Origin of the sequence: Azospirillum sp. TSH64 (assembly GCF_003116035.1) — a bacterium.
Classification (GTDB): domain Bacteria; phylum Pseudomonadota; class Alphaproteobacteria; order Azospirillales; family Azospirillaceae; genus Azospirillum.
This window is the reverse complement of the sequence record NZ_LGQW01000015.1, coordinates 2,213,559-2,230,976: the sequence shown is the minus strand read 5'-3', so window position 1 is coordinate 2,230,976 and position 17,418 is coordinate 2,213,559. Positions and strand designations below refer to the sequence as shown.

General features: G+C 67.3%; 19 protein-coding genes. 10 read left to right on the top strand and 9 right to left on the bottom strand.

Annotated features, from left to right (window positions below; all coding sequences use genetic code 11):
- The first annotated feature begins 58 nt into the window (after positions 1-58).
- A complete protein-coding gene (locus TSH64_RS11665; protein WP_109096870.1) occupies positions 59-277 on the top strand; it encodes a DUF6494 family protein in 219 nt (72 codons plus the stop codon).
- Here the strand turns inward: TSH64_RS11665 and TSH64_RS11660 are convergent.
- The gene (locus TSH64_RS11660; RefSeq protein WP_158285368.1) at positions 240-1,349 is read right to left on the bottom strand and encodes an ATP-grasp domain-containing protein; all 1,110 of its coding nucleotides are present in this window, start codon (positions 1,347-1,349) and stop codon (positions 240-242) included. The two genes, TSH64_RS11665 and TSH64_RS11660, sit on opposite strands and share 38 nt — an antisense overlap.
- Before the next feature lie 276 nt (positions 1,350-1,625).
- Between TSH64_RS11660 and TSH64_RS11655 the strand changes: the two genes are divergently transcribed.
- From TSH64_RS11655 to TSH64_RS11650, 3 genes are all read left to right on the top strand, one after another.
- Complete coding sequence (locus TSH64_RS11655; RefSeq protein ID WP_109096868.1) at positions 1,626-1,766, top strand: DUF1289 domain-containing protein; 141 nt, start codon at positions 1,626-1,628, stop codon at positions 1,764-1,766.
- Positions 1,767-1,850: 84 nt separating this feature from the next.
- Positions 1,851-2,015 carry a hypothetical protein gene (locus TSH64_RS35625; RefSeq protein ID WP_158285367.1) on the top strand — a complete coding sequence of 55 codons (165 nt, stop codon included), beginning with the start codon at positions 1,851-1,853 and terminating at the stop codon, positions 2,013-2,015.
- 165 nt (positions 2,016-2,180) lie between these two features.
- On the top strand, positions 2,181-2,372 hold the full coding sequence (locus TSH64_RS11650; protein WP_109096867.1) for a hypothetical protein: 192 nt from the start codon (positions 2,181-2,183) through the stop codon (positions 2,370-2,372).
- Positions 2,373-2,568: 196 nt separating this feature from the next.
- Here the strand turns inward: TSH64_RS11650 and flgH are convergent, their stop codons facing one another.
- The 4 genes from flgH to flgF are packed head-to-tail and all read right to left on the bottom strand — an operon-like array spanning position 2,569 to position 5,732.
- Complete coding sequence (gene flgH / locus TSH64_RS11645) at positions 2,569-3,333, bottom strand: flagellar basal body L-ring protein FlgH (protein WP_109096866.1); 765 nt, start codon at positions 3,331-3,333, stop codon at positions 2,569-2,571.
- 13 nt (positions 3,334-3,346) lie between these two features.
- Entirely contained in the window at positions 3,347-4,138 is a 792-nt protein-coding gene (gene flgA, locus TSH64_RS11640; protein WP_109096865.1) for a flagellar basal body P-ring formation chaperone FlgA, read from the bottom strand.
- 54 nt (positions 4,139-4,192) lie between these two features.
- Positions 4,193-4,978, bottom strand: a complete 786-nt coding sequence (gene flgG / locus TSH64_RS11635; protein ID WP_042700394.1) for a flagellar basal-body rod protein FlgG — start codon at positions 4,976-4,978, stop codon at positions 4,193-4,195.
- Between the two features lie 31 nt (positions 4,979-5,009).
- Positions 5,010-5,732 (bottom strand): flagellar basal-body rod protein FlgF, encoded by a 723-nt coding sequence (flgF, locus tag TSH64_RS11630; protein ID WP_098739578.1) that lies wholly within the window; start codon positions 5,730-5,732, stop codon positions 5,010-5,012.
- Positions 5,733-6,259: 527 nt separating this feature from the next.
- On the opposite strand from flgF, the gene TSH64_RS11625 reads away from it, so the two are divergent.
- The 4 genes from TSH64_RS11625 to TSH64_RS11610 are packed head-to-tail and all read left to right on the top strand — an operon-like array spanning position 6,260 to position 9,576.
- Positions 6,260-6,814 carry a flagellar basal body-associated FliL family protein gene (locus TSH64_RS11625; protein WP_098739579.1) on the top strand — a complete coding sequence of 185 codons (555 nt, stop codon included), beginning with the start codon at positions 6,260-6,262 and terminating at the stop codon, positions 6,812-6,814.
- Positions 6,815-6,842: 28 nt separating this feature from the next.
- Complete coding sequence (gene fliM / locus TSH64_RS11620; protein ID WP_085089732.1) at positions 6,843-7,916, top strand: flagellar motor switch protein FliM; 1,074 nt, start codon at positions 6,843-6,845, stop codon at positions 7,914-7,916.
- Complete coding sequence (locus tag TSH64_RS11615) at positions 7,913-8,581, top strand: DUF6468 domain-containing protein (RefSeq protein WP_109096864.1); 669 nt, start codon at positions 7,913-7,915, stop codon at positions 8,579-8,581. The genes fliM and TSH64_RS11615 overlap by 4 nt, the downstream gene beginning before the upstream one ends.
- On the top strand, positions 8,578-9,576 hold the full coding sequence (locus tag TSH64_RS11610; RefSeq protein WP_109096863.1) for a hypothetical protein: 999 nt from the start codon (positions 8,578-8,580) through the stop codon (positions 9,574-9,576). Before TSH64_RS11615 ends, TSH64_RS11610 begins: the two co-directional genes overlap by 4 nt.
- Before the next feature lie 56 nt (positions 9,577-9,632).
- Here the strand turns inward: TSH64_RS11610 and parC are convergent, their stop codons facing one another.
- Positions 9,633-11,858 carry a DNA topoisomerase IV subunit A gene (gene parC, locus TSH64_RS11605; RefSeq protein ID WP_109096862.1) on the bottom strand — a complete coding sequence of 742 codons (2,226 nt, stop codon included), beginning with the start codon at positions 11,856-11,858 and terminating at the stop codon, positions 9,633-9,635.
- A 20-nt stretch (positions 11,859-11,878) separates the two neighbouring features.
- The gene (recO, locus tag TSH64_RS11600) at positions 11,879-12,601 is read right to left on the bottom strand and encodes a DNA repair protein RecO (protein WP_109096861.1); all 723 of its coding nucleotides are present in this window, start codon (positions 12,599-12,601) and stop codon (positions 11,879-11,881) included.
- A gap of 193 nt (positions 12,602-12,794) precedes the next feature.
- Between recO and TSH64_RS11595 the strand changes: the two genes are divergently transcribed.
- Complete coding sequence (locus TSH64_RS11595; RefSeq protein WP_109096860.1) at positions 12,795-15,335, top strand: GGDEF and EAL domain-containing protein; 2,541 nt, start codon at positions 12,795-12,797, stop codon at positions 15,333-15,335.
- 36 nt (positions 15,336-15,371) lie between these two features.
- On the top strand, positions 15,372-15,755 hold the full coding sequence (locus TSH64_RS11590) for a hypothetical protein (protein ID WP_109096859.1): 384 nt from the start codon (positions 15,372-15,374) through the stop codon (positions 15,753-15,755).
- Positions 15,756-15,794: 39 nt separating this feature from the next.
- On the opposite strand, the gene TSH64_RS11585 is transcribed toward TSH64_RS11590, so the two are convergent.
- Both TSH64_RS11585 and TSH64_RS11580 read right to left on the bottom strand, forming a co-directional pair.
- Positions 15,795-16,607 carry an SGNH/GDSL hydrolase family protein gene (locus TSH64_RS11585; RefSeq protein WP_247872891.1) on the bottom strand — a complete coding sequence of 271 codons (813 nt, stop codon included), beginning with the start codon at positions 16,605-16,607 and terminating at the stop codon, positions 15,795-15,797.
- The gene (locus TSH64_RS11580; protein ID WP_109096858.1) at positions 16,604-17,386 is read right to left on the bottom strand and encodes a hypothetical protein; all 783 of its coding nucleotides are present in this window, start codon (positions 17,384-17,386) and stop codon (positions 16,604-16,606) included. Before TSH64_RS11580 ends, TSH64_RS11585 begins: the two co-directional genes overlap by 4 nt.
- Between the last annotated feature and the right edge of the window lie 32 nt (positions 17,387-17,418).

The following is a 17,418-nucleotide window of genomic DNA, read 5'->3' as shown; positions in this document are numbered from 1 at the left end:
GTCCTCACGGGGTTCGGAACGTCATTCGAAACGACGGTTCCCAGCCGGGAGGGCAGCCATGGACAACGAGACCCTAAACCTCGACCTGCGTAAGTTCCTGAAGCAGGTCGGCGTCACCTCGCAGCGGGAGATCGAGCTTGCGGTCGGCCGCGCGCTGGCCGAAGGCCGGCTGGATGGGGTGAAGTCCCTGTCGGCCCGCATGGTGCTGACGGTCGATGGTATCGACTTGACGCACGAAGTTACGGGTGAGCTGTCGCTTGAACAGCCGCCGGAGTGATGGCCCGGGTGCCATGGAGATGCGGGGTAACGGTCAGGATCGCGGCGGTCAGCCGGCGTTCGGTCCATGGCACATCGTGGTGGGCCGAGGTCAGGTAGGGACTGTTGGGATCGCGGACCCATTCGCTCGGGAACAGCGCAACCTGCCGGCCTGAGGTTCGGCCGAGGACCGCGTCATAGGGTTCCCTGGCCAGGGCGCAGGCCATCGCCCGGCACAGGTCGCTGCCGGCCAGGTTGCCGAGATGGGTTGTCTGGGTCGGCCGGGCATTGAACTCCAGGAAAACCGGCGGGCCGCCATCGTCAGGCAGAATGGCGTCGATGCCGCCGAATCCGGAATAGCCCGTCACGTCCACCATCCGGCGGGCCATGTCGATCAGCCCGGAATGGGGGGTCAGTTCGATCACGGATGCCGGGCCGAAGGGGGCCGGCTCATGACGCAGGACCGTGTAGGCAAAGGCTTCCAGCATTTTCCCGCCCAGTGCGCAGAATGATACCGACGCTGCGCGTCCGCGCAAGAATTCCTGTGCGACCGCCTGCTGGTCCGGGTGTTCCGCCGACCGGCTTGCCGCCAGGGCCATCGCCTGTTTGGTGGAGGATGCGAAAAACACCCCGCGGCCGGCCGAACTGCCGTCGTATTTCAGCAGAAGCGGTTCGCCGAGCCCGGCCAGATCGGCCGCAGCGGTACGCTGCGGATCGACGGCGACCTGACGCGGTGTCCGGATGCCCGCCGCCGCCGCCATTTCAACACAGCGAGACCGCTTCTCTTCCCAGGAGTCGTCGCTGCACCAAGCCTGGACGAACCGCAGATTGCGGGCGTCGGCGCTGTCCACCTTTACCCTTTCCTGCAACCGTCCCGCCAAGCCGAGCACGCGGACGGCGGATTCCTCGCAGCCGATGACGATGTCGGCCCGGAACTGTGCCGCCGCCCGCGCGGCGATCACGGTCAGGTCGTCGGCTGCCAATTCGGAAGAGAAGCAATGCCGGCCGTCGATCTGGTCGCAGAACTCAAGCAGGGAGTTCTTCGGGCAGATGACGAACACACGAAACCCTGCCGCCTTCAACGCGGCAGGCATTCTCGCGGTACCGTAACGATACATCGCGCAGGACACCAGCAATGCCGTGGGCATGCACACCTTCGCGTGGGAGAAAACAGGATGGTGGTTTAAAGCCTGATCGTTTTATCGGCAATCGACACTGCTGCCGACATCGTACATTGTCTCGGCAGACATGCGAGGGAGGGTAAACCCCCTGGTTCGGCAGCCGCTGCCTTCAGACCGGACCGCTTGAGGCAGAGCGGCCTTTCGGTTAGGGATGGCCCTCGAGCGCCAATCCCGAAGGAAGCCAGTTCCATGAGCGACGATCCCGACTGCCTGGGCATGTGCGCCATCGACGGCGATGTCTGTATCGGTTGCGGCCGCACGCTGGATCAGATCAACGCCGCCCTGGAGCGCGCCGATGCCGATGCCGAGCCCGAGTCTCCCGCTGGCTGAGGCGGCCGGACCAGTCCGCGACGATCTTCCGACTTTGCTGTTGTCCTCGTCATCGCCAGACGAGACTCATCGAGGAGCAGCATCATGGTCGACCAGCCGAACCAGCGACCCGCCGACGCCGCACGCGACGACCAACCGCAGAAGCCCGCCGATGCCAACAAGGAGGGGGGCGGCACGATCAGCAGCGAGACCGTGAAGGCGCAGGAGGAAGCCGCCAAGGACCGTGCCCGCGAAGGCGGCTACCAATAAGCGGACGACCGGCGATGAGACGGCCCGGCTCCCGATGAGGGGCCGGGCCGTTTCGTTTGATGGCGTCGCGCCGGAAACGTGATGCACGCAACAGCGGGGCGGTGTGAATGGAGCTTATGGTCATGCTCGACCGGCCGATCATGGCCGGGATGAGGGAGACGACCCATGACGAGCGGCCTCACCCTGTCCCAGAGCGTCACCAACGCGGCGGACCTGATCGACTGTGTCGCCCAGCGCGAGGCTTACCGCCGTGCCACCGAACTCATCGGTCCGGCATTGGCGCGGATCGGCGGCAACATGGCCATCGGCACGATGGATGGGTTCACTGCGGGATCGCCGCGGTCGCTGGAAGGCTGAAGCGGCGCAGCGCATCGGCTTTGCTGGGGATGGCGGCCCGGCAACATCGGCCCGGCACAACCCGCCGGCCGGCAGCAATTTCCCATCCGGCAGCAGCGCATCGCAGGGACCGCGGCGGTTCCTGACGCACCCCAGGGCCACGGAGGGGTGCCTCCCGCCATGGCTCTCGGATGCGTCGCCGTAACCCCGACAATCCTCAGAACGGCATGATGATGTCGTACAGCTGCTGGCCGTAGCGCGGCTGCTGGACGTCGCTGATCTGGCCGCGGCCGCCGTAGGAAATGCGGGCTTCGGCGATCTTCTCGTAGCTGATGGTGTTCTGCGCGGTGATGTCCTCGGGACGGATCACGCCATGGATCTGCAGGTCGCGCAGCTCGTAGTTCACGCGGACCTCCTGGTGGCCCTGGATGACCAGATTGCCGTTGGGCAGGGTCTGGGTCACCAGCGCCGCCACCTTCAGCTCGATCTTCTCGTTGCGGTCGACCGAGCCCTTGCCATCGTTGTTGGTGTCGCTCGACAGATCCACCAGGCTGGCGGCCGAGGCGCCGGCCGGCAGGACGCGGCTCAGTGTGGCGCCTTCCAGGCCGAACAGGCTCGGCATGCCGGCCTTTTCGGTGTTGGCGCGCGACCGCTTGCTCTCGTTCGACAGCTTGGCCTGATCGGCGATGGAAATGTTGATGGTCAGGATGTCGCCGACCTTGGCCGCACGCTGGTCCTTGAAGAAGGCCTTGGCACCGGTCCGCCACAGCGAGTTCGGGTTGCGCTCCGTCGGCAGCGGGGTCGGCATCGGCAGGCTGACCGGCTGGTAGCCGGTGCGGGCCTGCGGGTCCTGGATGCCGCTCATCTCGGGAGCCTTGCCGATGTCGGCGATGCGCGACGCGGCGCCGCAGGCGGTCAGCGAGGTGGCAGCGGTGGCGATCATCGCGAGGCGGATCAGGCGGGCGGTCAGGGTGGCGGACATTGGAGCTTTCTCCTTACTGCGCGATGATGCCGGGCTTTGCCACGGCGACGACGTTGGGGCCCGCGACCGTCGCTTCGACGATGCGGTTGGATTGGGTGTTCACGACGCGGATGACCTCGCCCTTGCCGCCGTCCTGCAGGGCCTTGCCTTGGGTCGTCAGCGTCATCGACTGGGTGGTCAGGGTGATGGTGACCATCGAGCCCTTGTCGACCATGCGCGGCGATTGCAGGTCGCGCAGGCGGACGGGCTGGTTCGTCGACACGCCGCGCTTCGGCGTCATGCCGATCAGCTGCGCATCGGTGGCGGCGGTGTCGCTGGTGGTCTGGTCGGCGCGCACATCCTGCCAGTCGATGTCGCCCGGGCCGATGACGTCGCCGGGGATGATCCGGCGCGATAGCACCGGGATCTGCACCACGCCGAAGGCGCGGCCCGACACCGGCAGGCGGACCTGGCTGCCGGTCACCACGATCTCGGCGGCGAAACGGCCCTGGACCGGACTGTAATAGAGGTTCTCCACCGCCAGCCCGCCGGCGCCCTGGGGGGCGCGCAGCTCCACCGCGCGGCTGTCCAGCTCCATCTGCAGCCGGCCGGCGGTGATGACCCGCGACAGCGCATCCGACAGGACCGCTTCCACATGCGGCATCCCGTACACCACGTCGGGCGCCAGTCCCTGGCCGGCCGAAGCCGGAGCCATCGCCGAGGCTGCGTCGGCCGGCCCGATGCCGAGGCCCATGACCGGAACGGTCAGCAGGGCGGCACCGAGGAGCAGGGCGGGCAGGCGGCGGTTGGCGAGGGGGCGGATCATGGCGGTGGTTCCCGATGTGGAGGCTGAAGCGAGGCGCCGGCGATGGCGGCGGCGTTACTTCATCTGGCTGGCCTGCTGCATCATCTCGTCGGTGGTCTTGATGACCTTGGAGTTCATCTCGTAGGCGCGCTGTGCCGTGATCAGGGTGGTTATCTCCTGCACGACGTTGACGTTGGAGGTCTCCAGCGCACCCTGGGTGACGCGGCCGAAGCCGGGAGCGCCGGGGTTGCCGGTCACCGCCTGGCCGGACGCGCCGGACTCCATGAACAGGTTGTCGCCGGTGGCTTCCAGGCCGGCGGCGTTGGCGAAGGTGGCGAGCTGGATCTGGCCGACATTCTGGGTGGCGGTCTGGCCGTCCAGCTTGATCAGCACCTCGCCTGACGAGTTGATGGAGATGTCCACCGCGTTGGTCGGGACGGTGATGTTCGGCTGGATCGGATAGCCGTCGGCGGTGACGATCATGCCTTCCGGCGACAGCTTGAAGTTGCCGGCGCGGGTGTAGGCGGTGTCGCCGCTGGGCAGCGTCACCTGGAAGTAGCCGGACCCGTTGATCGCCACGTCCAGCTTGTTGTCGGTGATGTTCAGGTTGCCCTGTTCCAGCACGCGGGCCACCGCGGCGACACGCACGCCGGCACCAACCTGCACGCCGGTCGGCACCACGGTGCCGGCATCCGACGAGGTCGAGCCGATGCGGCGGAAGTTCTGGTACAGCAGGTCCTGGAACTCGGCCCGCTGCTTCTTGTAGCCGGTGGTGGTCGAGTTGGCGATGTTGTTGGAGATCGTCTCGACGTTGAGCTGCTGGGCGATCATGCCGGTGGCGCCGATGGCGAGGCTGCGCATTCTGGTCTTCTCCTCTCGTCGTCGGTCTGGATCAGGCGGTGCGGCCCAGACGCTGAAGCATCGTGCGGATGCGCTCGTGTTCGTTGTCCATCATCTTCTGAGCGGACATGTACTGACGCTGGATGTCGATCATCTGCGTCATCTCGACCACGGGCTTCACGTTGGAACCTTCTAGCAAGCCCTGTGCCACTTTCGTCTCGACCGGGGCCGGCTGCGGCTGCTCGTCGGTGACGTACAGGCCGTTGCCGACCTCGGTCATCAGCTGCTCGGTCTTGAAGGTGACGATGTTCAGCTTGGCGACCGGGCCCAGCTCGGTGGCGACGGTGCCGTCGCCGCTGACCTTCACGTCGCTGGTGCCGGCCGGAATGGTGATGGGCTGGCCGTTGTTGGACAGCACCGGCAAGCCGCCGGCATCCACCAGCTGGCGCTGGTCGTTCAGGCGGAAATTGCCGGCGCGGGTGTAGCGCGGGCCGCTGGCGGTATCGACGGTGAAGTAGCCTTGGCCGGTCAGCGCCAGATCCAACGGGTTGCCGGTCTGCGTCATCGGGCCGTTGGACAGGTCGCGCACCACCGCGCGGTCCTGGACGAAGCTGACCTTCTCGTGCAGGCCGGGCTTTTCCAGATATTCGGTGAACAGCATCCGCTGGTTCTTGTAGCCGGTCGTGTTCATGTTCGCGATGTTGTTCGACGTCACGTCCAACTGGCGTTGCAGCGCCATCTGGCGCGACAGGGCGACGTAGATCGAATTTTCCATCTTGCGGCCTCTTCACCTTGCGAACGGATCGAACGACAGCGTCCGACCGGCGAAAGGGATATTGCAGGCGCCGTGCCAATTTCGCCGAAGCCTTGGAAGCCGCGGGATACGGACAAGGGGGAAGCGTTCCCGCCGGGTGAGGCAGGGGATGCCGGGCAGAATCTGCCGGGGGGAGGGTGTTCCTTGCCGGGTATCACCGGGCAAGACTCTCCCGTTCCCGCCACAAGAGGGGTGCGGCAGGGCGATGGCCGGCAGGCCTGCAATCCCAATGGGGACGGCGGGCCGCTGGAGGCGGACTCCGGGCGCGGCTGCGCTCCCACCGGAAGGCGGATGCACTGCAGGCGCGGATCGCCGGGCAGTCCCAATCAAGAACCGTGCCGAAATGGTGACAGATGGGGGAAACCTGCCCGTCCGGGGCGGTCCATTCCCCACTCGAAAGGAGTTATTAACTATCCCAAAAGTAGCTTTGAGCCTGTCAGGCGGCGCATGCCTGAGCCGTTGCGTACCTCGAACGATCCCAGGATGTCATGGCTGCCGAAACCGATGCCGGTGAACTGACCGACGGCCTGCCCCGGAAGAAATTCAGCGGCAAGAAGCTGGTGCTGTTCGTCGTTCTGCCCCTGGTCCTGCTGATCGGTGCCGGTGCCGGCGTTTACTTCTCCGGTCTGCTCGACGGGCTGCTGGGCAAGGAGAAGCCGGCGGAGGAGGGGGAGCATGCCGCGGCGGCGGAAGGCGAACATGGGGCCGAGGCCGGCAAGGGCGACGCCGCCCATGCCTCCCCGATCTTCTACGACCTGCCGGACATGCTGGTGAACCTGAACACCGGCAACAAGCGTCCGGCCTTCCTGAAGATCAAGATCTCCATCCAGCTGTCGAAGCCGGAGGATGTCGGGGCGGTGGAGCATGTGCTGCCGCGCATCATCGACAATTTCCAGGTCTACCTGCGCGAGCTGCGCCTGGAGGATCTGCGCGGGTCGGCCGGCATGTACCGGCTGCGCCAGGAACTGCTTCTGCGCATCACCGCCGCCGCGTTCCCGGTGAAGGTGAAGGACGTGCTGTTCAAGGAAATGCTGGTCCAGTGAGGGCCCGGTCAGGTGGGGATAGGGGCCGATGAGCGACACCGGTGAACTGAGCGAAGAAGAACGGCTTGCCGCCGAATGGGCCGCATTGGCCGAGGACAGCGGCGATGTCGGCGACATGGGCGGCGGCGGGTCGACCCGCGTCCTGAACCAGGACGAGATCGACAGCCTGCTGGGCTTCGACCAGGGTGGCGCCGGCGACGGCGACAACTCCGGCATCATGGCGCTGGTCAACTCGGCGCTGGTCAACTACGAACGCCTGCCCATGCTGGAGGTGGTCTTCGACCGCCTCGTCCGCATGATGTCCACCAGCCTCCGCAACTTCACCTCCGACAACGTCGAGGTCAGCCTCGACCAGATTTCCTCGGTGCGTTTCGGCGATTACCTGAACTCCATCCCGCTGCCGGCGATGCTGTCGGTGTTCAAGGCGGAGGAGTGGGACAATTACGGCCTGATGGTCGTCGACTCCGCGCTGATCTATTCCATCGTCGACGTGCTGCTGGGCGGCCGGCGCGGCACGGCGGCGATGCGCATCGAAGGCCGTCCCTACACCACCATCGAACGCAACCTCGTGGAACGCATGGTCCATGTGGTGCTGTCCGACCTGTCCGCCGCCTTCGATCCGCTGTCGCCCGTCACCTTCCGCTTCGACCGGCTGGAGACCAACCCGCGCTTCGCCACCATCGCGCGTCCCGCCAACGCCGCCGTGCTGGTCAAGCTGCGCATCGACATGGAGGATCGCGGCGGCCGGCTGGAGCTGATGATCCCCTACGCGACGCTGGAGCCGGTGCGTGAGCTGCTGCTTCAGATGTTCATGGGCGAGAAGTTCGGCCGTGACTCGATCTGGGAAACCCACTTGGCCTCGGAACTGATGGTGACGGACGTCGATCTGTCCGCCGTGCTGGACGAGGTGACGATGACGCTGCACGACGTGCTGAACTGGCGCGTCGGCACCCGCATCCTGCTGAACGCCACCCCCGACGGCGCCATCGAGCTGCGCTGCGGCGACGTGTCGATGTTCCAGGGGCGGATGGGGCGCAAGGGCGGGCACATCGCCGTCCGCCTGGAAAAGGAACTGCCCAAGCAGGAGGTCATGAGGTTATGAGTCCGCTGGTCTCCATCATCATCGACGTCGTGATGGTCGGCCTGCTGGCCGCCACCATCGCCTATGCGATCATCCTGAACCGGCAGATCATCGCGCTGCGCGAGAGCCGCGGCGAGATGGCCGAACTGATCCAGGGCCTGAACGACGCGATGGGGCGGGCAGAGACCGGCGTGCGCACGCTGAAGAAGGCGGCGGGCGACACCGGCGAGGATCTCCAGCGCACGGTGATCAAGGCACAGGCCCTGCGTGATGAGCTGCAATTCATGATCGAGGCGGGCGACACGCTGGCCAACCGGCTGGGCGGCGTCGGCGAGCGTGACGGCGGCCGTGATGGCGGTCGCCGCGACAGCGGGCGTGATGGCGGCCGTTCCGTGGCGGTTGCCCCGGTTCTGGCCGCGCGCAGCCCGGCAAAGGCGCCGCTGGTGGCGCCGCGTCCTGCCCTGCGCAGCCTGCCGGTCGAGGATGACCACGACCATGACGACCACGCCCCGCCGCCGCCTCGGCTGGACGCGCCGCCGCGCCGGGCCGCCGCCCGCGCCGAACCGCCGGCCGAGGCACGCGAGCCCATCGCCCGTGACCCCATTACTCGTGACGGGGAGAGCCTGTCGCGGGCCGAACGCGAACTGCTTCAGGCTATCGAGAACGCCGGCAAGGGGCTTGGATGACCATGCGCACCAGTGACGGCAGGCCCGCTGCGGCGGGCGGCGAACCCAAGGTCGTGATCCGCCCGGCTGGCGCCGCCCCGACCGGCGTCCACACCTCTCCCACGCTGGCCGCCCAACAGGCCCAGCAGGCGCAACTGCCGGCCGTCCGCTCTGCGGCGGGAAAGGTGCCGGCGAAGAAGGGCAAGGCGAAGGCCAAGGCGCGCAAGCCGGCGACGCCGCGGGTACCCTTGACCCAGCGGCTGAGGGCGCGGATGCGCGGCGCCCGTTTCCGTCTGCTGCCGCTGACCATCTTCGTCGCGGTGCTGATGCTGGGCGTGCGGGTCGGCGATCTGTGGCGCCTCGCCACCCATGACGCCCGCCTGCCCGACTTCCCGGTCAGCCTTGCCCAGGGGCCGCAGGGCTCCACCCCGGCGACGCCGCCCATCCAGATGGCGGCTGGGCAGACGGCGGCCGGGCAGACTCCCGCCGCGACCACCAAGCCGGCCGGCAAGGACGCTCCCCCGGCTCCCGGCGGCTCCAGCGGTCCGGCCAACGCACCGGCGGCCAATGCGCCGCTGGCACCGCTCGGTCCTATCGACAATCAGGAACTGCTCCAGCATTTCGCCGAACGCCGCGCCGAGATCGAGCGCCGCACCAAGGAGATGGAGCAGCGTGAGGCCTTGCTGGCTGCTGCCGAGAAGCGGATCGACCAGAAGGTGGCGGAGATGGAGAAGACCCGTTCCGACATCCAGAAGCTGATGGCCCAGGGCGACGAGAAGCAGTCGGCCCAGCTGGAAAGCCTGGTGAAGATCTACGAGACGATGAAGCCGAAGGAAGCCGCCCGCATCTTCGAGGAACTCGACATGCCGGTGCTGCTGGGCGTCATCCAGAAGATGAAGGAACAGAAGACCGCGCCGATCCTGGCCGCCATGGATCCGGTGAAGGCCAAGGAGGTCACCTCGGCCCTGGTCGAACGCCGCGTGCCGCTGACGGCGACGGTCACGACGCCGAAGTAAAAACAAAGACGCCCTCTCCCGCGGTGGGAGAGGGCGCTTTTTGCCAGTTACAGCTCTTACAGGAACCGGTTGTTCTTGGGGAAGCCGTTCGGCGGCATCTTGCCCTGGCCGGCGCGGTCGCCCATCCAGCCGGTCAGGTCGCTGACGTTGAAGTTGCGCTCGCCGTTCTTCCAGCTCAGTCCCTCGGCCAGCGTGAAGGTCTTCACGTCGGCGACGCTGGCGTCCTTGTACTTCTGAAGCTGGACGCCCTTGCCGCGGGTCATCACCGGCACCTGCTCCAGCGGGAAGACCAGCATCTTCCTGTTGTTGCCGATGATGGCGAGCGTATCGCCGCTCACCGGCTGGCAGATGCGGGCGGACTTGCCGTCCTCCAGGTTCAGCACCTGCTTGCCGGCGCGGGTCTGGGCCAGCACCTCAGCCTCCTCGACGCGGAAGCCGCGGCCATCCTCCGACACCACCAGCAGGGTGCGGCCGGGCTGGTGGCGGAACAGGTCGACGATGTCGACGTCGTTGCCGAGGTCGATCATCAGCCGGACCGGCTCGCCGAAGCCGCGGCCGCGCGGCAGCTTGTCGACGCCGATGGTGAAGAACTTGCCGTTGCTGGCGAAGACCAGAAGCTTGTCGGTCGTCTCGCACCGCTCGATGAAGCCGCGCGCGTCGCCGTCCTTGTACTTCACATCCTCCGCCTCGGCGTCGGTCAGGTGGCCGCGCACCGTGCGGATCCAGCCCTTGGCCGAGCAAATCACGGTCACCGGCTCGCGTTCCACCAGCGCGTCCAGCGGCACCTCGATCACCGTCGGCGCGTCGGCCACGTCGGTGCGCCGCTTGCCGAGCGCGCCGGCGCCGAACTTCTTCTTGATCTCGACCACACCCTCGGCGATCCGCTTCCAGCGCAGGGTCTCGTCGCCCAGCAGCTCCAGCAGGCCGTTCTTCTCGGTGGTCAGCGCCTCGTGCTCGCGCCGGATCTCCATCTCCTCCAGCTTGCGCAGGTTGCGCAGGCGCATGTTGAGGATGGCGTCGGCCTGCACGTCGGTCAGGGTGAAGGCGCGGATCAGCTCCTGCTTCGGCTCGTCCTCCTCGCGGATGATGCGGATGACCTCGTCGAGGTTCAGGTACGCGGCGAGATAGCCGCCGAGAACCTCGAGGCGATGGTCGATCTGCTTCAGCCGGTGGTTGGAGCGGCGGACCAGCACCTCGTGCCGGTGGTCGAGGAAGGCCTGCAGAACCTCGCGCAGGTTCATCACCCGCGGCACATGATCGGCACCCAGCACGTTCATGTTCAGAGAAAAGCGGATCTCCAGGTCGGTCGCCTGGAACAGCGAGGCCATCAGAACCTCGGGATCCACATTGCGGTTCTTCGGCACCAGGACGAGACGCACATCCTCCGCCGATTCGTCGCGCACGTCGTCCAGCAGGATCAGTTTCTTGGCCAGCAGCAGCTCGGCGATCTTCTCGACCAGCCGGGCCTTCTGCACCTGATAGGGCACTTCGGTGACGACGATCTGCCAAGTGCCCTGGCCCAGCTTCTCCACCTCCCAGCGGGCGCGCAGGCGGAAGGCACCGCGGCCGGTGCGGTAGGCCTCGATCACATTCTGCGGCGACTCGACCAGTACGCCGCCGGTGGGGAAATCCGGGCCGGGCATGAAGCCGACCAGCGTCTCGATGCTGGCGTCGCGGTGCTTGATCAGGTGGCGCAGCGCGTCGCAGATCTCGCCGACATTGTGCGGCGGGATGTTGGTGGCCATGCCGACGGCGATGCCGCTCGACCCGTTGGCCAGAAGGTTGGGGAAGTTGGCGGGCAGCACCGCCGGCTCGTCGCCGTCGCCGTCATAGGTCGGGCGGAAATCGACGGCATCCTCGTCGATGCCCTCCAGCAGCGCCTTGGCGACCTCGGTCAGGCGGGCTTCGGTGTATCGCATCGCCGCGGCGTTATCGCCGTCGATGTTGCCGAAATTGCCCTGGCCGTCGACCAGCGGGTAGCGGACGGAGAAGTCCTGCGCCAGCCGCACCAGCGCGTCGTAGACGGAGGTGTCGCCGTGCGGATGGAACTTGCCGATCACGTCGCCGACGACGCGGGCCGATTTCTTGGGCGGCGTCGTCGGTTCCAGCCGGAGCTGGCTCATGGCGAACAGCAGGCGTCTGTGCACCGGCTTCAGCCCGTCGCGCACGTCGGGCAGCGAGCGGGACACGATGGTGGACAGCGCGTAGCTGAGATACCGCTCGCCGAGCGCGTCGGCCAGCGGCTTTTCCAGGATTTCGGAGGCGGGATTTTGCGGCTTCATGATGATGGGGTCTAGCAGTTTCAGGCCGAACGCGCTACCGCGTTCGCGTAACGTTCTCTCAAGCGTTCACGCGCGGGCGGCAGCGGCCCGTTCAGCACGTGGCGTTCCAGGAAATGAGCGGTCAGCCGCAGCCCGTCGGCCACAGCCGCCGGCCCGCCGCCGCCGCGTCCGGCCAGGAAATCGGGCAGGGGAAGCAGACGGTCGCGGTAGGGCTCTCCCACCGATGCGGTCACGGCGCGGCCGGTGCGCGGACTGACATAGGCGAGATAGTCGTTGGCCCCCGACACCGCACAGCGGTCGAGGTCGAGGCCGAATCCAAGCTCGGCCAGCAGTCCGATCTCCCACCGCACATAGGTCTCCGCCCAGGCCGGCCCGTCCAGCAGGCCGAACAGGGCGAGCAGCCCGTCGAACAGGGCAGGGTGCGCCTCCCGCTCCGGCAGCGCCGCCTCCACCAGCGCGCAGGCGCTGATCAGGGCGGCCAGCGCCTGGGCATCGTCGAAGAAATTGGCGGCATAGCCCTTCACCGACTCCAGCGTGAAATGGCCGAGATGTTCGGGCAACCGGCCGCGCCAGCGGGCATGGACCAGCGTTCCCGGTTCCAGCGTGCCGCGCTGGCGCACCGAGCGTCCGCCCATAATCATCCCGGCATGGCGACCGTGTTCGCGCGTCAGCAAAGTCGCGACGGCGGACCCTTCCCCCTGGGGACGGGATGACAGAACGATTCCCTGATCGGACCAATCCATCGGTGCCGGTTTCGGAAGAGGTGGCGAGCTATCCTAATATAGGAAAAAATTTCGCGGAAGGAACCCTCGGCAACCGCGATAACGGCGTGCTTGGAGCATTTATGGTTTCTTCACCAAAATGCCCATACCATCGGACCCTCAACGGTGGGAGGCCCCACCAATCGCTGACCGCCGACGGGTCCGACGAGGGGTCTTGAACACCAACATCGACCGATATCTGCTGGCGGAAAAGGCCGGAACCGAAGGCGTCTGGGATTGGGACCTGCGCAGCGACACGCTGTACCTCTCCCCCCGCTTCAAGGATTTCCTCGGGCTGCCGCAGGGCGATCCCAGCCGCGAGTCCAACCGGCCGAACGACTGGCTTTCGCTGGTCCATCCGGAGGACGTCGACTGGCTGCATGCCTCGTTCGAGGCGCAGATGGTCGGGCTGTCCGTCCCCTTCCAGATCGAACACCGCGTCCGCCGCGCCGATGCGTCCGCTGCGGCAAAGCCGCATTGGCGCTGGCTGGTCTGCCGCGGCATGGCGGTGATGGACGATTCGGGCGAGCCGATCCGGCTGGTCGGGTCGGTCGCCGACATCACCGACCGCAAGCATGCCGAACAGGAGCTGCGCCGCAGCGAGGAACGCTACGCGCTCGCCGCCGCGGCCAGCAATGACGGGCTCTATGACTGGGATCTGGTCACCGACCGCGTCTATTACTCGCCGCGATGGGCCTCGCTTCTCGGGCTCTCGCCGGCGGATCTGACCGACGAGCCGCAGGAGTGGCTGGGCCGCATCCTGGCGGCCGACCGCGCCATCCTGACCGATGCGATGGCCTCCCTCGGCCGGGCAGGGCCAGAATCGGAAAGCGAGGCGGAAGCGGCCTTCCAAGTCGAATACCGCATGCGCAACGCCGCCGGGGCGATCCGCTGGATGGCCTGCCGCGGCATCGCCGTTCTGGACGCCGCGGGCAAGCCGATCCGCCTCGTCGGCAGCCAGGCCGACGTGACCGACCGCAAGACCGCCGAGCAGCGCCTGCGCCAGAGCGAGGAGCGCTACGCCCTCGCCGCGGCAGGGGCCGCCGACGGGCTGTGGGACTGGCACATCGACAGCGGCGAGGTCTACTACTCGCCGCGCTGGAAGGCGATGCTCGGCTTCGAGGAGGCGGAGATCGCCGGCTCCGTCGACGAATGGTTCAGCCGGGTCATGCCGGGCGACCTCGACGGGCTGCGCACCGCGATCGGCCTGCACCTGGTCGGCGAGCGCCCGCACCTGCAGCAGGAGTTCCGCATCCGCGGCAAGGGTGGCCAGGAGATGTGGATGCTGGTGCGCGGGCTGGCCGTCCGCAATGACAAAGGCTTTGCCGTCCGCATGGCCGGCTCGATGACCGACATCACGGCGCGCAAGAAGGCCGAACAACAAATCCTGTTCAACGCCGTCCACGACAGCATGACCGGCCTGCCGAACCGCACGCTTCTGCTGGACCGCATCGGGCAGGCGCTCGACCGCAACCGCCGTGCCGGCTCCCATCCCTTCGCCACCATCATCATCGACCTTGACCGTTTCAAGGCGATCAACGACGCGCTCGGCACCAGCGCCGGCGACCGCATGCTGCGCATCGTCGCCGAGCGGCTGGACGTCAGCCGCCGCGTCGGCGACACGCTGGCCCGCCTGTCCGCCGACGAGTTCGCCGTGCTGGTGGACGAGATGGACGATGCCGGCGACGCGCTGGAGGCGGCGGAGCGGATGGCCCGCGCCATCTCCCGCCCGGTGACGCTGGCCGAGGGGCATGACGTGGTGCTGACCGCCTCCATCGGCGTGGCCTTGAGCCAGACCGGCTACGAGCGGGCGGAGGACATGCTGCGCGACGCCAGCCTCGCCATGTACCGCGCCAAGAGCGGCGGGCGGGCGCGCATCGACGTGTTCGACGCCAACCTGCGCCGGCAGGCGATGGCGGCGATGCGCATGGAGGCCGACCTGCGCGCCGCGCTGGAGCAGGGGCAGCTCTGCCTGCATTACCAGCCCATCGTCCTGCTGGAGAGCGGTGCCATCGCCGGTTTCGAGGCGCTGATGCGCTGGAACCATCCAGACCGCGGCCTGGTGTCTCCGCTGGAGTTCATCCCGCTGGCCGAGGAGACCGGGCTGATCGCGCCGATGGGCCGCTGGGCGCTGGGAGAGGCGGTGCGGCAGCTGGCGGCGTGGCAGGCGCGCTTTCCCAGGCCCGTGCCGCTGTTCATGAGCGTCAACGTCTCAACCCGCCAGTTCCGTGACGACGACATCGTCGGCGCCGTTCGCGATCTGCTGGATGCGGTGGCGATCCCGCCCTCCAGCCTGAAGCTGGAGTTGACCGAGAGCCTGCTGGTCCAGGATCCGGACGAATGCCGGATGCTGATGCAGAGCCTGCGCGACATGGACGTTCGGCTGTCGATTGACGATTTCGGCACCGGCTATTCGTCGCTGGCCTATCTGCACAAGCTGCCGGTGGATGTGCTGAAGATCGACCGCAGCTTCGTCCGCGCGGTGTCGACTGGGGAGGGCAACGCCGCCATCGTCCAGGTCATTGCCGGCCTTGCCACCATTTTGCGGCTGGATTGCGTGGCGGAAGGGGTGGAAACGGCGGACGAAGCGGTGTATTTGCGCGGTCTGTGCCAATACGCCCAAGGCTACCACTTCGCCCGTCCCGCCCTGCCGGACTCGGTGGAGCGGCTTCTGGCCGCCGAGGATGAGCACGTCGCCCTGCCAGCACCGGCGTAGAGCCGCTGCGAGCCGTCGTTATTTGGAGTTTGCCTGATGTCCGACCGCACCTGCGGTGAATGCACCCTGTGCTGCAAGCTGATGGGCGTGCCCGAGCTGAAGAAGCCCTCCGCCAAGTGGTGCGCGTCCTGCGACCAGGGCAAGGGCTGTTCGATCTACGAGGAGCGGCCGCAATCCTGCCGGAACTTCCAGTGCTTCTGGCTGATGGACGAGAATTTCCCCGACGAGTTCCGCCCCGACCGCATCCATGCGCTGGCCGCCTTCAACGACGTGAAGGACAGCTGCGTCCTGCATGTCGACCCTGCAAAGCCGCGCGCCATGGGCAGCCCCGAGGTGCAGGCGCTGACCGATGCGCTGCTGAAGGTCTACTCGAAGGTGTTTTTCCTCTGCGGCAAGGAAAGCGCGATGATGCAGCGCTGAAGGGGGGGCGTTGTAGGGCGGAGGTCCGCCCCGCTTCGGTTACCGCTGAAGCCCGCTGTTGTGGACGCTCACCGCGTCCTCGATCCCGACCGCCAGCATGCGGGCGACGCAGTCGTATCCGGCGTCGTTCCCATGGACGCCGTCCGGCCCGATCAGATCGGCCATGGTCATCCCGCGAGTCTCCACCAGAGACTTCATCACATCGAAGCGGTGGAAGAGCCCGACGCGGTTGTCGCTGGCGATCCCGGCGATGCGGGTCAGCATCGGGGCGACGCCGGTCTTTTCCAGCATCTTCGGGGAATATTGCAGGTCCATCAGCACCACCTCGACCCCGGCGGCGCGCAGTTGCGCCACCCCCTGGCGGACCGACTGCTCGCTCAAGGACTGGTCGCCGTCGCGCAGCACCGTGTTCGCCCCCACCTGCCAGATCACCAGATCGGGCTTGGCGCCCAGCGCGTCGGCCTCGATCCGCTTTTCGGTCTGGTCGTCGGTCTCACCGTTGATGCCGCGGTTCAGCACCACGATGTCGGCGTTGCGGAACCGCTCGCTCAGGTAATGGTCGAGCCGGGCCGGATAGGCCTTGTCCGGCGCACTCGCCCCTGCCCCGGCGGTGGAGGAGGAGCCGATGGCGACGATGCGGATCGGCGCCCCCGTCGCGATGCGCTGCGACAGCTGCGTCAGCGGGATCGTCAGGGCGGACTCGCTCCGCGGAAGCTGGCAGTTGGCGGGGGCCGCGGACTCTGCCGCCTGGGCCGGACCGGGGACGGCCAGGTTGGCGGCGGCCAAGCTGGTGGCGGTCAGAGTGGCGATCAGCGACAGCATGCGGACGGCGGACGGCAGGACAGACCTCAATTGCTCGCTCCGGTGCGCCGGCCGATCGACAGAGGGTCGATCATCGTCGCGACGCTTTGTGCCAGCAATTGTCCGATGCATTGGTGAACGAATTCATAAGAACGCCGTTTCGCCTCGTCCGATTCGTCGGCGAAATCGACCCGGCCGTCCTCCACCCAATGCCGCATGATGTCGTAGCGGGGGAAGTGGAAAACGTCGGAACTCTGGGACAGCCAGGACATGTAGGATACGTAGGGTGTGAAATCGATCAGCTGCGCGGTGTGCATGCTGTACTGCATGTCCATGATGACGATGTCGGCACCGCGGCGCTGGACCTCGGCGATGCCTGACTGGAGCGCAGTGCCGAAACTCTCCAGATCCAGGCTGCGCATGGCGTCGACCGTGCCGGTCTGCCAGACGACCAGCGCCGGCCTCTGGTTCTCCACCGCCTGGGTCAGTGGGGCGACCATCGCCGGGGCCGCCTCGCCGGGCAGGCTCAGCACGGCGGTGCTGACCTCGCGGCCGGGCAGGCGGCGCTTCAATTCGCCTTCAAGCCGGGCAGGATAGCCGGGGATGCCGGGCTTGGGCGGGGATTTCGCGGAATGGACGACCAGGACCGACAAAGGCCGGCCGGCGGCAAGCTGCGCCGAGACCCGCGGCAGCACGCCGCCGGGAGCGAGGATTGACTCCGGCACGGCACAGGCGGGATCGACGGACGGTGCGGCGGATTGGCCAGCCAGAGTGCGATCGGGCGAAACGAACAGCGCTGCCGCCAGCAGGATCGCCGTGACGGTCAGCAATCGCCGTCCCCGCCCTTGCCCCTGCCTTCTCG

What these genes read in the sequence shown, in the direction of transcription:
- TSH64_RS11650 (WP_109096867.1), top strand. Translation starts at nt 2,181, where the DNA reads ATGACGAGCGGCCTCACCCTGTCCCAGAGCGTCACCAACGCGGCGGAC.
- flgA (WP_109096865.1), bottom strand. Translation starts at nt 4,138, where the DNA reads ATGATCCGCCCCCTCGCCAACCGCCGCCTGCCCGCCCTGCTCCTCGGT.
- fliM (WP_085089732.1), top strand. Translation starts at nt 6,843, where the DNA reads ATGAGCGACACCGGTGAACTGAGCGAAGAAGAACGGCTTGCCGCCGAA.
- parC (WP_109096862.1), bottom strand. Translation starts at nt 11,858, where the DNA reads ATGAAGCCGCAAAATCCCGCCTCCGAAATCCTGGAAAAGCCGCTGGCC.
- TSH64_RS11590 (WP_109096859.1), top strand. Translation starts at nt 15,372, where the DNA reads ATGTCCGACCGCACCTGCGGTGAATGCACCCTGTGCTGCAAGCTGATG.
- recO (WP_109096861.1), bottom strand. Translation starts at nt 12,601, where the DNA reads ATGGATTGGTCCGATCAGGGAATCGTTCTGTCATCCCGTCCCCAGGGG.
- flgH (WP_109096866.1), bottom strand. Translation starts at nt 3,333, where the DNA reads ATGTCCGCCACCCTGACCGCCCGCCTGATCCGCCTCGCGATGATCGCC.
- TSH64_RS11615 (WP_109096864.1), top strand. Translation starts at nt 7,913, where the DNA reads ATGAGTCCGCTGGTCTCCATCATCATCGACGTCGTGATGGTCGGCCTG.
- TSH64_RS11625 (WP_098739579.1), top strand. Translation starts at nt 6,260, where the DNA reads ATGGCTGCCGAAACCGATGCCGGTGAACTGACCGACGGCCTGCCCCGG.
- TSH64_RS11610 (WP_109096863.1), top strand. Translation starts at nt 8,578, where the DNA reads ATGACCATGCGCACCAGTGACGGCAGGCCCGCTGCGGCGGGCGGCGAA.
- TSH64_RS11660 (WP_158285368.1), bottom strand. Translation starts at nt 1,349, where the DNA reads ATGCCTGCCGCGTTGAAGGCGGCAGGGTTTCGTGTGTTCGTCATCTGC.
- flgF (WP_098739578.1), bottom strand. Translation starts at nt 5,732, where the DNA reads ATGGAAAATTCGATCTACGTCGCCCTGTCGCGCCAGATGGCGCTGCAA.
- TSH64_RS35625 (WP_158285367.1), top strand. Translation starts at nt 1,851, where the DNA reads ATGGTCGACCAGCCGAACCAGCGACCCGCCGACGCCGCACGCGACGAC.
- TSH64_RS11655 (WP_109096868.1), top strand. Translation starts at nt 1,626, where the DNA reads ATGAGCGACGATCCCGACTGCCTGGGCATGTGCGCCATCGACGGCGAT.
- flgG (WP_042700394.1), bottom strand. Translation starts at nt 4,978, where the DNA reads ATGCGCAGCCTCGCCATCGGCGCCACCGGCATGATCGCCCAGCAGCTC.
- TSH64_RS11665 (WP_109096870.1), top strand. Translation starts at nt 59, where the DNA reads ATGGACAACGAGACCCTAAACCTCGACCTGCGTAAGTTCCTGAAGCAG.